This is a genomic window from Pseudoclavibacter sp. CFCC 13796, assembly GCF_008831185.1.
Lineage (GTDB): Bacteria > Actinomycetota > Actinomycetes > Actinomycetales > Microbacteriaceae > Pseudoclavibacter_A.
The window spans coordinates 97,027-111,463 of sequence record NZ_WBKD01000001.1 but is presented as its reverse complement, the minus strand read 5'-3'; the positions used below and the strand labels follow the sequence as shown (position 1 = coordinate 111,463).

Genomic DNA, 14,437 nt, shown 5'->3' with positions numbered 1-14,437 from the left:
TCCTCGATGACCACTCCGCCCGAGGTTCCGTCTTCCGCGACGCGAACCGGCATCGCCAGCGATGTCCATGCGTTCGGCGACTCCGGCATCCTGCGCCTCGCGGCTCTCGACTGGGCCGACACCCCGGCGCTCACCGGGCACAGCGACGGCGACGCGGTCGTGCACGCCATCTGCGACGCGCTGCTCTCGGCGGCGGGCCTGGGCGACATGGGCGAGCACTTCGGCACCGATCGGCCCGAGTATGCAGGTGCCCGCAGCGAGGTCTTTCTGCACGAGACGCTGCAGCTGGTCGCACAGGCTGGCTGGAGGGTCGAACACGTCGCCGTGCAGGTGATGACTCAGCGGCCTCGGATCTCGCCCCGCCGTCGTGAGGCCGAGCAGCGTCTCACCGAGCTGGTCGGGGCCCCGGTGTCGTTCGCGGCGACGACCGCAGACCGGCTCGGAGTCATCGGCTCAGGTGCCGGGCTGCTGGCCCAGGCGGTCGCGACGCTGCGACGATGACCTGGTCTTCGATCTGAGCCTTCGACGTAGACTTGCCCTGTGACGATTCACCTTTTTGACACCAAGAGCCGTGCCCTGCGCGAGCTGCGGCCGGTGCACCCCGGCCAGGTCGGCATCTACGTCTGCGGCCCCACGGTGCAGTCTGCGCCGCACATCGGGCACCTGCGATCGGCGCTGATCTACGACATCATGCGGCGGTGGGCCACGGCACGCGGGCTCGAGGTCACACTGATTCGCAACGTCACCGACATCGACGACAAGATCCTCTCGGGCGCCGAGCAGACCGGCGAACCCTGGTGGGCGCTGGCCTATCGGGTCGAGCGGCTGTTCAACGACGCCTATGACCGGCTGCGCGTGCAGCCGCCGACGTACGAGCCGCGTGCCACGGCGAACATCCAGCGCATGCAGCAGATCATCGCACGGCTGATCGAGCGCGGTCATGCCTATGCGGCCGAAGACGGCAGCGGCGATGTGTACTTCGACACGAAGTCCTGGCCGGCCTACGGCGAGCTCACCCACCAACGCCTCGAAGACATGGCCGACGCGGCAGATGCAGATCCGCGGGGCAAACGCGACCCCAGAGACTTCGCGCTGTGGAAGGGGCACAAGGCCGGTGAGCCCGAGACCGCCGCATGGGATTCCCCATGGGGGCGCGGTCGTCCTGGCTGGCACATCGAGTGCTCGGCGATGTCGACTCAGTATCTGGGCGAGACCTTCGACATCCACGGCGGCGGACTCGACCTGCGCTTCCCCCATCACGAGAACGAGCTGGCCCAGTCGACCGCCGCCGGCTTCGAGTTCGCCCGCATCTGGGTGCACAACGGTCTGGTCGCCGTCGGCGACCAGAAGATGAGCAAGTCGCTCGGCAACTCGGTCTTCGCAGCCGATCTGCTCGATGCGGCCCCGGCGCAGGCCGTGCGATACTTTCTCAGCTCTGCGCACTACCGCTCGACGCTCGAGTACTCGCCGAGTGCCCTTGACGAGTCGGCTGCTGCTGTCGGACGCATCAACGGGTTCGTGCAGCGTCTGCATGAGACCGTCGAGGGCATGGACGACGGCGCAGACGCCTGGGCGGCACTGCCGACGGCGTTCGTCGAGGCGATGGACGATGACCTCGGTGTGCCGCAGGGGCTCGCCGTGCTGCACGAACAGGTGCGCCGCGGCAACGCAGCTCTGGCTGACGGCGATGCGGCGACGGCGCTGCAGGCCGGCGCCGCAGTCGAAGCCATGCTGCGGGTTCTGGGTCTGCACCCCGACGACTTCGCCGCTGAGACCGACGGTGACGATGCGGCTGAACGCGTGCTCGACCAACTGGTGGCCGAGCGCCTCAAGGCGCGTGCGACGGCACGGAATGAACGGGACTTCTCGGCTGCGGATCGCATCCGTGACGAGCTGATCGCAGCCGGGCTGCAGATCGAAGACACCCCCAACGGGGCGAAATGGAGTGTGGAGTGATGGCAGAACGTCGTCGCGCGGGAGCCGTGCGCAAACACAAGAAGGGTGCGCAGGCCGGCTCAGGCGGTCAGGGGCGCAAGAAGCTCGAAGGCCGTGGGCCGACGCCGAAGGCCGAGGACCGGCCGTACCACCCCAAAGCCAAGGCGAAGGCCCGAGCCGAGCGGTCCGCCTCCGGCGCACAGCCCTACCGCGGCCATCAGAGCAGTCGCACCGGTCGACCGACGGTGCACAAGCAGCGCGACACCGAACTGATCTGCGGCCGCAACTCGGTCGTCGAGGCCCTGGTCGCCAAAGTGCCCGCCACCGCCCTCTACGTGGCCGAGCACATCGACGCGGACGACCGCGTTCGCGACGCGCTCGCTCGCGCGACCGGGCGCGGCATCCCCGTGACGACCGTCACTCGAGACGAACTCGACCGCTTGGTCGGCGAGGGTGCAGTGCATCAGGGCATCGCCCTGCAGGTGCCGCCCTACCGGTATGCGAAGCTTGACGACCTGCTCTCGCAGGCCAGCGACCATGCGCCCCTCATCGTCGCGCTCGACGGGGTGACCGATCCGAGGAATCTCGGTGCGATCATCCGTTCGGTCGCAGCCTTCGGTGCTGACGGCGTCATCATCCCGGAGCGCCGCAGCGCCGGCGTGACGGCATCGGCATGGAAGACCTCGGCGGGTGCCGCACTGCGAACGCACGTGGCGATGGTGCCCAACCTCACTCAGACGCTGCGCCAGCTCAAGAAAGACGGCCTGTTCGTCGTCGGCCTCGACGGTGGCGGCGACGTGTCGCTGCCCGAGCTCAATCTCGCCACCGATCCGCTGGTGATCGTCGTGGGGTCGGAGGGAAAGGGGCTGTCACGTCTGGTGCGCGAGACGTGCGACGAGATCGTGTCGATTCCGATCACGAGCGGCGTCGAGAGCCTGAACGCAGGCATCGCCGCCGCGGTTGCGATGTATGCGGTCTCAACCGCGCGCAGCGGGAGCGGCGAGTAGTCGTCCGCTGTCGGCGTGGAACACCCATGCGAGTTCGACGGCGACGGCCAGACGCACGCGGTCACCGGGCTGCAGCCTGACGCCGTCGGTGCGCATCTGACACTCGCTGCGGTCGCGGTCGGCCAGGCGCAGGGTGAGTGTGCGCCCGCCGTCGGGCCCCGGTGCGATGTGTTCGACCGTGCCGCCGAGGTCTTCGCGCTGATCGCTGAGGGTCATGTGTCGCGAGGCGATCGCGAGCACCACCGGGCCGTGTGCTCCCGGGACGATGCGGCACTGATCGCCGACGCAGATCGTGCCGTCTTCGGCGGAGGCCGTCCAGCAGGTGAGCGGCTCGTAGATGACGGTCTGGGCGACGGTGAGATCCTCCGGACGGCTGCGCAGATGCGCGAGTGAACCGATCTGGTGCAGCCGGCCGCCGTCGAGCACGGCGATAGGCTCGTCGAGCAATGCCGCCTCTGAGAGATCTCTGGTCGCGTAGAGCGTGGTGACGCCGAGTCGTGCAGCCAGAGTGCGGATGCTGCTGAGCAGTGGATGGCGCACATCGGCGGGCAGGCTGGTGAACGGCTCGTCGAGCAGCAGCAGATCGGGGATGCGAGCGAGCGCCCGCCCCACGGCGACGCGCTGGCGCTCGCGGCCGGAGAGCTCGTGCGGTGACGAACTCAGCAGATCGTCGAGATCGAGGCCGTCGGCGACCACGCTGACGCGGCGATCGCGCTCGGTCTGGTCGACGCCGGCGACTTTCAGCGCGAACGCGATGTTGTCGCGCACTGACATCTGCGGGTACAGCGCGTAGTTCTGAAACACCATGGCGACGTTGCGATGCTTCGGGGGCAGGCGTGTGACCTCACGCCCGTCGATGCGCACCGCGCCCGAGGCGGTCTCTTCGAGGCCGGCGATCATGCGCAGCAGCGTCGACTTGCCTGAGCCGCTCTGGCCCAAGAGAGTGAGAAAGGCTCCGTCGTCGACCGACAGCGACACGTCGCGCACCGCGGGCTCGGCCGCGCCCGGATAGACGCAGGAGGCGCGTTCCAAGACCAGAGAGGGCATAGTCTCATTATGCGCGATTCTCGGGGACGCCAGGCAGTGGGTGACACGGTATCCTCGGTGAGAGCTGTGAGACCACGCGATCCGGCCTGCTGTGTGGCATGCTGGTATGCGCAATCCATTGTAGATGCAACTTATTTGGCCGAATCGACCAGAGGGAGATCATGGCAGGCAGCACATCAGGCGGCAGTCCGCAGAGCCGCCCGACAAAGAACCAGCGTCGTGAGGCGGCGCGTGAGAAAGCCCGCCAGTTTCGTGAGCAGCAGGAACGGCAGCGCAAGCGCAAGCGCCTGCTCATTCAGATCGGCGTGATCGTCGCTGTGGTCGCTGTGGTTCTCGGCGGCTGGCTCATCATTCAGAGCGTGCAGAAGCACGAGCAGGCAGCGGCTTCGGTCATGCCGGCGAATATGCCCAACGACGGTGTGGTGATCTCTGAAGGTCTTGCGGTGCAGAAAGCCGAGCCGCGTGCCGCCGACGTGCAGCCGGAACGTCAGACCTCGCCAGACGGGCGTCTCGTCGTAGAGATCTACGCCGATTTCATGTGCCCGATCTGCGGCCAGTTCGAGCAGACGTACGGGCAGATGCTCAGCGAGCAGGCTCAGGCGGGCAACATCGACCTGGTCATCCACCCGGTGTCGATTCTGGATCAGGCCTCTCAGGGCACCAAGTACTCGACGCGGTCTGCCGCAGCCGCAGCCTCGGTCGCGACGTATGCGCCCGACAGCTTTCTGAACTACTTCACCACGCTGCTGCAGCCCGGCGTGCAGGCGAACGAGAGCACGAGCGGGCTGAGTGATGACCGGCTCGTCGAGCTGGCTCGCCAGGTGATCGGCGACGATCACCCCGAGCAGCAGGATCAGGTCGAGAAGTCGATTCGTGACGGCGAGTTCAAGAAGTGGGTCAAACGGTCGACGGACGCGGCGAATCTCACTGGTACGCCCACGGTCTACATCGATGGACAGTCGGTTGATGACCTCAGCAAAGTCAGCGACACCCTGCAGCAGAAGCTCAAAGATCGTGGCATCGACATGACGCAGACCGGTGTCGGCGCCTCTGACGGTCAGTGAGCGCCAGGCTGATCTGAGCGCGATCGTGCGGACGGCCCGAATCACCAGCTAAGATGGGTTCGGCCGTTCGCGCGGTCGATGCCGACTTAGCTCATCTGGTAGAGCACCTGTCTTGTAAACAGGAGGTGGCGGGTTCGAGCCCCGCAGTCGGCTCAAGGGGAACAGTCCGGAACCACGGGCGTAAAGAGGCCTCGACCAGCACGGTCGGGGCCTCTTCTGCGCCGTCGGCTGGATCTCTGATGTCGTTGTGATGTCAGTCCTGCATGTCAGCTGTGCCGGTGGCACGGCTGAGAACAGAGCTACCGACACCCAGACCGGCGGCTTCGGGCCCGAAGAACCCGATCAGGCCTCAGAGTCTGCTTCGAACGTGAGTGCCACCGAGTTCATGCAGTAGCGCTGTCCCGTCGGCGTCTGGGGAGCATCCTCGAAAACATGCCCCAAGTGCGAGCCGCACTTCGCGCAGCGCACCTCGGTGCGCACCATGCCGTGTGAGTCGTCTCTGACCAGCGTCACAGCGTCGGTGTCGCGCGGATCGTAGAAGCTGGGCCATCCGCAGCCTGACTCGAACTTCGTCGTCGAGGTGAAGAGCTCGGCGCCGCAGGCTCGGCAGCGGTAGACCCCGACGCGATGCTCGTCGAGCAGCTCGCCCGTCCACGGGCGCTCGGTGGCCGCTTCGCGCAGCACTGCGTACTCGATGGGGTCGAGCCGCTGTCGCCATTGCGGCTCGGTGACCGTCGCCGGGTCAGAGACCGCGTCTGCATCGTGCGCGGGTGAATCGTGCTGATCTGTCATTGGATTGACCTCCGTGCCTCACCGCAGTCTGCGCAACGGCGAATCGTGCCTGAACGCCCCCACACTCATAGCGTAGACTCCCATACCATGTGCACGGGCGGACTCACATCACTGCAGCGTGACGTGCTGCGCTGCGAGATGGAGCTGCAGAATCTGCGACAGGGGCGCAGCCGGGCGATTCGCGACAGACTCGGTCTCAGTGCCGTGCGCTACGAGCAGATTCTGCGATCACTGGTCGGCGTGCCTGATGCGGTGGCGTTCGCACCTGACGTCATGCATCGCGTCGAGCGTCGGCTGCACAGTCAGGAGCCTCGCGACCCACGTGCGCAGAAGTGAGAGAGAATTGAGACATGGCTGAGAAGTTCCCGAAAGACGAGTTCGACGACCTGCCCGCATCGCGCAAGGTCGGCGCGCATCGTGCGGTCGAACGCGGCTGGCGCACGCTGCGCATCGTGATCGGCGCGCTGATCGCCACGGCCCTCGTGGTCGGCATCGTCTATGGAGTCATGCAGATCACTCGCAGCCAGAGCGTCTTCGACGACTATTCGGCAGCACCGCAGCAGAGCGAGAGCTCTGAGCCGGCGGAGTCCCAGAGCGAGTCGGCCGAACCCGTCGAACCGTCAGAAGAGCCCAACGAGTCGGCTCCGTCGCCCAGCCCTTCAGCCCCGTCCGTCAACCCGCACTCGCTGCAAGTGACCGTGTTCAACGCACAGGGGGCCAACGCGCAGAGCGGCCTGGCCGCACGCACTGGGGCGAAGCTCACCGCGAACGGCTGGAAGGTCGGCCAGGTGACCAATGCGCCCGCCAACTTTGGCGCACACCGCACCACAGTCGTGTACTACACCGATGAGCGCTACGCAGACGCCGCCAAACAGCTCAGCAGCGATCTGCAGCTCTCCAGCTCGCCGCAGCTCAATCACACGCTGTCAGTGCCGCTCACCGTGGCGATCGGCAGCGACTATTCGGCTCGTCGCTGAGCGTCTGGCTGGCCTGCACCTGTCACACCGCCGAACCGCATCACGAAGGAGACCCTATGAACAGCATTCGTACGCGAACCGCTCGTCGAGGCTCGGCAGTGATCGCCGGTCTGCTGGCCGTGGGGCTGGGGGCTGCGGGGCTCGCCGGCTGCGCGAAGCATGAGCCGGAGCAGGTCTCGGAGTCGCCGAGCCCGTCGGATCCGGCTCTGGCCCCGCTCACCGGCGAAGAGATGCCCGGCGTCGACCTGAACCATGCCGCGGTCACCGTGAAAGTGCCGAACGCGAACGACGGCGCCCGCCCGCAGGTCAACCTCAACGCGGCCGACCTCGTCTACGAGGAGCAGGTCGAAGGCGGCATCACCCGGTATGTGGCCGTCTACCACTCGCAGCTGCCGGGCCTCGTGGGGCCGGTGCGTTCTGCCCGCCCCACCGACACCAGTCTGGTGTCGCCGATCGGCGGGGCCTTCGTCTACTCGGGGTCGCACAGCGCTTTCGACGACGTGCTCGGATCGATGGCGGCCACCCGAATCGACGAGAGCCATGGCGATGTGCTCACGCGTGACGACAGCTGGGGTCGAGGCGCTCCGAACAACCTGTTCGCGCATCCGCAGGCCGCACTCGATGCGCTCGACGACGGAGCCCGGACGACGCAGCCGGCCGCCCAGTTCGCCTATGCGGCGAAAGACCAGCCCGCGTCGGCCGCGCAGAGCGGCGACGCGCTGACGGGGCTGTCGGTCTCGGTCGGGGCGGATGCCCCGCGTCGTTGGACGTGGGATGCTGCGCAGAACCGGTGGGTGCGTTCGACGGCCAACGGCCAGGTCGACAGTACGCTGCAGGGCGAGTCTGCCAGCGCTGCTCAGTCGCAGCAGATCGCAGCAGACAACGTCGTGGTCATCAGATCGGTGCTCGGAAAGCCCTACGATCTGGGGTCGAAAGGTCTCTCGCCGCGCTACCAGCTCGACGGTGCCAGTGGGCAGGGGTACGTGCTCTCGAGCGGTCGTGTGCTCGACGTCTCGTGGAGCAAGGCCGACGCCGCGTCGCCGTTCGTGCTGACCACGACCGACGGTGCCGGCGAGGTCCGTCTGCAGCCGGGATCGAGCTGGATAGAGCTGGTGCCCGACGGCAGCGGACAGGCCACGCCGGAGGGGCGGACCGCCGCCTGACGAACTTCGTCGTGTGACTTGCACTCTCATGGTGCGAGTGCTAATCATGTATTGGCACTCGTGAATGCCGAGTGCTAACGAAGCTGACACTTCCGAGAGTCCAGAAGGGACGATTTCACATGGCTAAGATCATTGCCTTTGAAGAGGAGGCCCGTCGTGGCCTCGAGCGCGGTCTGAACACCCTGGCAGACACGGTGAAAGTGACGCTGGGCCCGCGCGGTCGCAACGTCGTGCTCGAGAAGAAGTGGGGCGCCCCCACGATCACGAACGACGGTGTGTCTATCGCCAAAGAGATCGAGCTCGAAGATCCGTACGAGAAGATCGGCGCCGAGCTGGTCAAAGAGGTCGCGAAGAAGACCGATGACGTCGCTGGTGACGGCACCACGACCGCAACCGTGCTGGCACAGTCGCTGGTCAAAGAGGGCCTGCGCAACGTGGCCGCCGGAGCCGATCCGGTGGGGCTGCGTCGCGGCATCGACAAGGCGACCGCTGCAGTCGTGAAGCAGCTGCTCGAGACCGCCAAAGAGGTCGAGACCGAGGAAGAGACCGCTGCGACCGCATCGATCTCAGCCGGCGACCCCGAGATCGGCAAGATCATCGCCAAGGCGATTCACACGGTCTCGAAAGAGGGCGTTGTCACCGTCGAGGAGTCGAACACTTTCGGCATCGATCTTGAGATCACCGAGGGTCTGCGCTTCGATAAGGGCGTGCTCTCGCAGTACTTCATTACCGACCCGGAGCGTCAGGAGGCCGTGCTCGACGACCCCTACATCCTGATCGTCAACGGCAAGATCTCGGCGATCAACGACCTCGTTCCCGTGCTGAACAAGGTGCGCGAGGCCGGCAAGGAACTGCTGATCATCGCCGAAGACGTCGACGGCGAAGCGCTGGCCACTCTCGTGGTCAACAAGATCCGCGGCATCTTCAAGTCAGTGGCCGTGAAGGCTCCGGGCTTCGGCGACCGTCGCAAGGCCATGCTGCAGGACATCGCCATCCTGACCGGCGGCCAGGTCATCGCTGAAGAGGTCGGCCTCAAGCTCGAGAACACCGACCTCAGCCTGCTGGGCCGTGCCCGCAAGGTCGTCGTGACGAAAGACGAGACCACCATCGTCGAGGGCGCTGGCGACAAGGCTCAGATTGACGGTCGTGCCGCGCAGATCCGGGCTGAGATCGAGAAGACCGACTCGGACTACGACCGCGAGAAGCTGCAGGAGCGTCTGGCGAAGATCTCGGGCGGCGTCGCCGTCATCAAGGTCGGTGCTGCGACCGAGCCTGAGCTCAAGGAGCGCAAGGCCCGTATCGAAGACGCCGTGCGCAACGCCAAGGCTGCTGCTGAAGAGGGCATCGTCGCAGGCGGCGGCGTGGCGCTGATCCAGGCCTCGCACGTCATCGACACCCTCGACCTCGAGGGCGACGAGGCAACCGGTGCACAGATCGTGCGCAAGGGTGTCACCGCACCGCTGAAGCAGATCGCGCTGAACGCAGGGCTCGAGCCCGGCGTCGTCGCCGAGAAGGTCTCGACTCTGAAGCCCGGCGAGGGCCTCAACGCCGCGACCGGCGAGTACGTGAACCTGCTTGAGGCCGGCATCGCCGACCCGGTCAAGGTCACCCGCTCGGCTCTGCAGAACGCCGCGTCGATCGCCGGTCTGTTCCTGACCACCGAGGCCGTCGTCGCCGAGAAGCCCGAGAAGGCTGCTCCGGCTGCTCCGGCTGACCCGTCTGCAGGAATGGACTTCTGATCAGCTGACGTGTTCGGCTGACTGATCCAGTCTCAGAGGCCCCGGCTGCGTTTCGCAGCCGGGGCCTCTGTCTGTCTGCGCTGCACTGGTGCATCCGCCCGTGCTGGCACAGGTTCAGCTGGCACTCAGCACAGGCGCTGCTGCTCCGCCACGGATCGGACGGCTTCGTCGCGGATTGGCAGGAACCGACCGACTTCCTGCGATCAGCGGTGGTGTCCTGAAATCGGCGTAGGTGTAGGTGCTGGGCGTTGCTGCAGGTGCTTGCGCTGGTGCAGGCGCAGCGGCAGAACGTAGCTGCGACAGCCGCCAGCTCAGGCCGGAATCTGCACCGGTAGGTCTTCGGCATCGACGATGCGGTACGAGTAGCCCTGTTCGCTCAGAAAGCGCTGCCGAGACAGCGCGTAGTCCTGGTCGACAGTGTCAGCCACCACGATCGAATAGAAGATCGAGCGTGAGCCGTCGCTGTTCGGGCGGATGATGCGCCCGAGTCGCTGCGCCTCCTCCTGCCGCGAGCCGAACGCTCCCGAGATCTGGATCGCGACGCGCGCATCCGGCAGATCGACTGAGAAATTGGCGACTTTCGAGACGATCAGGGCCCGCTGCTCACCGGTGCGGAACGCGGCGAAGAGCCGTTCTCGCTCCGGGGTCGGCGTCTTGCCCGTGATCAGCGGCAGTCCGGTGCGCTCAGCGACGAGTTCGAGCTGGTCGAGGTACTGCCCGATGACCAGAGTCTGATCGTCGGCGTGCTCATCGAGCAGCTCAGACACCGTGTCGAGCTTCGCCTCGGCCAGCGCCGTCGCGTGGTAGCGCTCGGCATCGGCGAGCATCGCATAGCGTGCCTGCTCGTCTTCAGAGAACTCGACTCGCACTTCGACGCAGTCGGCCGGTGAGATGAATCCCTGTGCCTCTATGTCGCGCCAGGGTGCCTCGTAGCGCTTCGGCCCGATCAGTGAGAACACGTCGGACTCTTTGCCGTCTTCGCGCACCAGCGTCGCGGTCAGCCCCAGACGGCGACGGGCCTGCAGCTCAGCCGTCAGCTTGAAGATGGGTGCGGGCAGCAGGTGCACCTCGTCATAGACGATGAGGCCCCAGTTCTCGGCGTCGAGCAGACTGAGGTGGGTGTACTTCTTGCTGCGGCGAGCGGTGAGCATCTGATAGGTGGCGATGGTCACCGGCGCGATGATCTTGGCCTCGCCCGAGTACTCGCCGATCTGCTCGTCGGTCAGCAGGGTGCGTCGCAGCAGCTCGTCACGCCACTGGTGCGCCGCGAGCGTGTTCGTCACCAAGATCAGAGTCTTGCGGCTGAGCGCGGCCATCGCCCCCGCTCCGACGATGGTCTTGCCGGCACCACACGGCAGCACGACGACGCCGGAGCCACCGGCGACGAACGAGTCGACGGCCTGCTGCTGGTAGGGGCGCAGGTGCCAGTCGTCCTCGTTCAGGTCGATCTCATACGGGTCTCCGTCGGTGTAGCCGGCATGGTCTTCGGCCGGCCAGCCGATGCGCAGCAGCTCCTGCTTGAGCTGGCCGCGGGCCCATTCCTGCACGATCCAGGTGCGCTGGTCGACCTGCTCGGTCAGCAGCGCGGCGACGCGCTTGTGATTGGCCACGTCGGTCAGCAGGCGGGCATCGTCGGCGGTGAGCACCAGCCGGCCTTCAGCGTCGCGGATGATGTCGAGGCGGCCGTAGCGGTCGATCGCGTCGGTGATGGTGCGCACGACGGTGTCGGGCACCGCGAACTTCGCATAGGTGTTCAGCGCGCTGATGATCTCGTCGGCGGTGACCCCGGCTGCAGCGGCATTCCAGAGCCCCATGCGGGTGATGCGATAGGTGTGCACGTGCTCGGGAGCGCGCTCCAGCTCGGCGAAGCCGCCGATCGTCTGCCGTGCGGCGTTGGCGTCGGGATGGTCGAGTTCGAGCAGCACCGTACGGTCGCTCTGCACGATCAGTGGTCCCATGAGGTCTCCTTCGTGATCGGATGCACTTCGGCGATGGCCTTCAGCGGCAGCGTGCGCTCGATCTCGGCGCCGGGCTCACGCCCACGCAGGCGCGTCGTCCCCATGCCGATGACTTCGAGTACGACGGTGCGCAGAGCGTCGCCCACGCGCACCGTGATCGAGATCGGAGCGTGCTCGCGCAGTGCTGTCTCGAGCAGCAGGCGGATGCGTGCGTCTGGCGAATCGCGGAACTCGCCGACCAGCGCACGTGCTCGGCTGACCGGGTCGCGGTCGTCGGCGGACTCCATCGTAATGCTCGGTGTGCTGCTCGGAGAGGTGCGGAGCGCAGCACCAGTCGATGCGAATGCGGTGTCTGACCGACTGCGGCGGACGACGGCTTGGGGCGACTCTGCGAAGGAGCGCAGCAGATACTGCAGTGGCTGGCTCAGATCGCCGCGCAGCAGCGTCTTGAGAAAGTCGCGGATCTCGCCCACTGACTCCCCATGACCCACTGCCGCGGCGATCGTCTGCTCGCTGATCTGGTAGGTGTGCGTCTCGACGAGTCGCGTCGGCGTCGCGATCCGTCGCAGCTGCCTGGCGAGCTGCGGCGTGAGCAGCCCGGGCACCAGCAGCTCGAGGTGGTTGTAGAGATAGCCGTACTCGGTCGGAGCGGGCCACTGCGCAGCCAGGTTCTGCTGCCGTTCGTCGTCGTGGGCGACCCACGCCTCACCGAGATCGGTCAGTCGGCCTGCAGCATCGATGACGGCCAGAATTCGCCAGTCGTGAAGCAGGCGCTGCAGCCGGGCGGCGAGGTGCTCGTGTGCCAGCGGCCAGCGCGTGTTCGCCGCGTCGACCAGCCGATCAGACATGGTCTGTGCGGTCTCGGCACCGTGCAGAACGGCCTGCTCGACGACGGGCGCGAGGTCTTTCGGCACTGTCGCGCCGGCGAGCCTGCGCCAGGCGTCGAGCAGAGGCGGGTCGAGCCAGCTCTCGGCATCTGTCGCGGCAGAGACGCGGTCGTCATCGGTGCGGAACAGGCCTGCGGTCGTGGCGATCGAGATGAGCGCGCTCACCGTGCTGGGCTCGATGTCGAGGATGTGCCCCAGGTCGGTCAGTGCGGAGACCGGCACATGCCCGGTCGCGGTCAGCGGCAGGGAAGAGTTCTCGGCCTGCAGCACGACGGTCTGCACTGCGACGACGGAGTGCCATGGCGCGGGTGCGTCGAGAGCCGGTATGGCCGACACCTCTGGGCGCGACAGCCCACGCATCGCAGCGATGCGGTCTGCAACTCCGGGAAGAGGATGCCCGGCGCCATCAGCCAGCAGCAGTGCGGTGGCCGCTTCGCTGGGGGTGTCGACGGCGAGCAGTGCGCGCAGGTCGTCGGCGGTGAGTACCGCGAGTCGACGGTCGATCGCATCAGGGTGGGCCAGCCGCGAGCTCAGATCGTAGAGATCGGCGATGCGCAGTCTGGGCAGGTGCGAGAGCGAGACGACGGTGTCGAGATCGGTGTCAGAGAGTGCGACCACGGCATCGGAGTAGGCGATGGTCTGTGACATTCACATCACGACTGTTCACGACGGCGCTGGCGGATGATGACTGTGGTCAGTACCGCGATGAGCACGATTCCGATGGGGAGACCGATGAGCGGCACGGTCTCGACAATGCGTGCGAACGTGCCGAGTTCGCTCTGCCTGGAGAGGAAGAAGATGGTGATCAGCGCACAGACTGAGGAAAGCACGAGGATGCCGATCGTGATCGCTCCGAGCACGTTCACCGCTCGCGAACGGCGGGGTGTGTCTTGTTGGATCATCCTTATAGAATACTTGTCGTGCGCGATCCGCGCGACGGAGTATCTTGCGCAGATGTCGCGAGACCGTGAGTGAACTCGAAAGAGATGTGCGATGCCAACCGGAAAAGTGAAGTTCTTCGACGAGGAGAAAGGGTTCGGCTTCATCACCGCTGATGACGGCCAACAGGTCTTTCTGCATACCTCGGCACTGCCCGCCGGGGTGACCTCGCTACACCCGGGAACCCGTCTGGAGTTCGGTGTGGCCGAGGGCAAACGAGGGGCGCAGGCGCTCTCGGTTCGCGTGCTGACGGCGCCGCCGAGCGTCGCGAAATCGCGTCGACGTGCGGCCGAAGACATGTCTGTCGTGGTCGAAGACCTGATCAAGCTGCTCGACGGCATCGGAGGCGGTCTGAAGCACGGCCGTTACCCGTCTGACGCACATGCGCGCAAGGTCGCTGCGGTGCTGCGAAAGGTGGCGGACGAACTCGATGTCTGACCCGACTGTGTCTGATCCCGCCGAGTTCCTGGCTCAAGAGGCAGCTGCGCGCTCGGCTTTGGCCGAGATCGCACCACGCCGGCAGATCGGGGCGCTGCTGCGGGCAGACCCCGAACCCGATGCGAACGTGTTCACTCTGCGGTTCGCCTCTGACGTTCCCGGCTACCCGCACTGGGAATGGGCCGCCGTGCTGGGCCGCGTCGACGCTGAGTCGACGCCCACGGTGCTCGAAGTCGGGCTCATGCCCGGCGAGGGCGCGCTCGTTCCGCCCGCCTGGGTGCCGTGGTCCGAACGCTTCGCCGAGTACAAAGCGCAGCATGATGACGACTCTGACGACGTCGACAGCCGGGACGACTCCGACATAGATTCGACGGCCGATGCCGAATCGCAGTCTGACGGTGACGCCGAGTCCGAGGCCGCGGATGAGCCGATGATCGAGGAAACGTCTGAGGCGACGGCTGAGGCCGAGGGATCACCCGCGCAGGAGTGAC

At 66.4% G+C, this 14,437-nt stretch carries 15 protein-coding genes and 1 tRNA gene; 11 read left to right on the top strand and 5 right to left on the bottom strand.

The genetic code is table 11. From position 1 onward, the window contains the following. The first annotated feature begins 6 nt into the window (after positions 1 to 6). The 3 genes from ispF to rlmB are packed head-to-tail and all read left to right on the top strand — an operon-like array spanning position 7 to position 2,942. Complete coding sequence (gene ispF, locus F8O07_RS00520) at positions 7 to 501, top strand: 2-C-methyl-D-erythritol 2,4-cyclodiphosphate synthase (protein WP_158030238.1); 495 nt, start codon at positions 7 to 9, stop codon at positions 499 to 501. 39 nt (positions 502 to 540) lie between these two features. Further along, a complete protein-coding gene (gene cysS / locus F8O07_RS00515; protein ID WP_158030237.1) occupies positions 541 to 1,956 on the top strand; it encodes a cysteine--tRNA ligase in 1,416 nt (471 codons plus the stop codon). Then, positions 1,956 to 2,942 carry a 23S rRNA (guanosine(2251)-2'-O)-methyltransferase RlmB gene (gene rlmB / locus F8O07_RS00510; RefSeq protein ID WP_158030236.1) on the top strand — a complete coding sequence of 329 codons (987 nt, stop codon included), beginning with the start codon at positions 1,956 to 1,958 and terminating at the stop codon, positions 2,940 to 2,942. The genes cysS and rlmB overlap by 1 nt, the downstream gene beginning before the upstream one ends. On the opposite strand, the gene F8O07_RS00505 is transcribed toward rlmB, so the two are convergent. Continuing rightward, complete coding sequence (locus F8O07_RS00505) at positions 2,913 to 3,989, bottom strand: ABC transporter ATP-binding protein (protein ID WP_158030235.1); 1,077 nt, start codon at positions 3,987 to 3,989, stop codon at positions 2,913 to 2,915. The genes rlmB and F8O07_RS00505 overlap by 30 nt on opposite strands. Before the next feature lie 161 nt (positions 3,990 to 4,150). On the opposite strand from F8O07_RS00505, the gene F8O07_RS00500 reads away from it, so the two are divergent. After that, entirely contained in the window at positions 4,151 to 5,053 is a 903-nt protein-coding gene (locus tag F8O07_RS00500; protein WP_192496565.1) for a DsbA family protein, read from the top strand. An 80-nt stretch (positions 5,054 to 5,133) separates the two neighbouring features. After that, positions 5,134 to 5,206 (top strand) — tRNA-Thr (locus F8O07_RS00495). Positions 5,207 to 5,395: 189 nt separating this feature from the next. On the opposite strand, the gene msrB is transcribed toward F8O07_RS00495, so the two are convergent. Further along, complete coding sequence (msrB, locus tag F8O07_RS00490; RefSeq protein WP_158030233.1) at positions 5,396 to 5,845, bottom strand: peptide-methionine (R)-S-oxide reductase MsrB; 450 nt, start codon at positions 5,843 to 5,845, stop codon at positions 5,396 to 5,398. Positions 5,846 to 5,932: 87 nt separating this feature from the next. Between msrB and F8O07_RS00485 the strand changes: the two genes are divergently transcribed. From F8O07_RS00485 to groL, 4 genes are all read left to right on the top strand, one after another. Then, on the top strand, positions 5,933 to 6,181 hold the full coding sequence (locus F8O07_RS00485) for a DUF3263 domain-containing protein (RefSeq protein ID WP_158030232.1): 249 nt from the start codon (positions 5,933 to 5,935) through the stop codon (positions 6,179 to 6,181). Positions 6,182 to 6,195: 14 nt separating this feature from the next. Then, positions 6,196 to 6,822 (top strand): LytR C-terminal domain-containing protein, encoded by a 627-nt coding sequence (locus tag F8O07_RS00480; protein ID WP_158030231.1) that lies wholly within the window; start codon positions 6,196 to 6,198, stop codon positions 6,820 to 6,822. Between the two features lie 56 nt (positions 6,823 to 6,878). After that, positions 6,879 to 7,985 (top strand): DUF3048 domain-containing protein, encoded by a 1,107-nt coding sequence (locus tag F8O07_RS00475; RefSeq protein WP_158030230.1) that lies wholly within the window; start codon positions 6,879 to 6,881, stop codon positions 7,983 to 7,985. Positions 7,986 to 8,104: 119 nt separating this feature from the next. Further along, entirely contained in the window at positions 8,105 to 9,724 is a 1,620-nt protein-coding gene (gene groL / locus F8O07_RS00470) for a chaperonin GroEL (protein WP_158030229.1), read from the top strand. Positions 9,725 to 10,035: 311 nt separating this feature from the next. On the opposite strand, the gene F8O07_RS00465 is transcribed toward groL, so the two are convergent. The 3 genes from F8O07_RS00465 to F8O07_RS00455 are packed head-to-tail and all read right to left on the bottom strand — an operon-like array spanning position 10,036 to position 13,471. Further along, positions 10,036 to 11,682 (bottom strand): DNA repair helicase XPB, encoded by a 1,647-nt coding sequence (locus F8O07_RS00465; protein ID WP_158030228.1) that lies wholly within the window; start codon positions 11,680 to 11,682, stop codon positions 10,036 to 10,038. Further along, the gene (locus F8O07_RS00460; RefSeq protein ID WP_158030227.1) at positions 11,670 to 13,217 is read right to left on the bottom strand and encodes a helicase-associated domain-containing protein; all 1,548 of its coding nucleotides are present in this window, start codon (positions 13,215 to 13,217) and stop codon (positions 11,670 to 11,672) included. Before F8O07_RS00460 ends, F8O07_RS00465 begins: the two co-directional genes overlap by 13 nt. A gap of 5 nt (positions 13,218 to 13,222) precedes the next feature. Beyond that, complete coding sequence (locus F8O07_RS00455) at positions 13,223 to 13,471, bottom strand: hypothetical protein (protein WP_158030226.1); 249 nt, start codon at positions 13,469 to 13,471, stop codon at positions 13,223 to 13,225. 91 nt (positions 13,472 to 13,562) lie between these two features. On the opposite strand from F8O07_RS00455, the gene F8O07_RS00450 reads away from it, so the two are divergent. Then, positions 13,563 to 13,946 carry a cold-shock protein gene (locus tag F8O07_RS00450; RefSeq protein ID WP_158030225.1) on the top strand — a complete coding sequence of 128 codons (384 nt, stop codon included), beginning with the start codon at positions 13,563 to 13,565 and terminating at the stop codon, positions 13,944 to 13,946. Beyond that, entirely contained in the window at positions 13,939 to 14,436 is a 498-nt protein-coding gene (locus tag F8O07_RS00445) for a DUF3027 domain-containing protein (protein ID WP_192496564.1), read from the top strand. The genes F8O07_RS00450 and F8O07_RS00445 overlap by 8 nt, the downstream gene beginning before the upstream one ends. The last annotated feature ends 1 nt before the right edge of the window (position 14,437 follow it).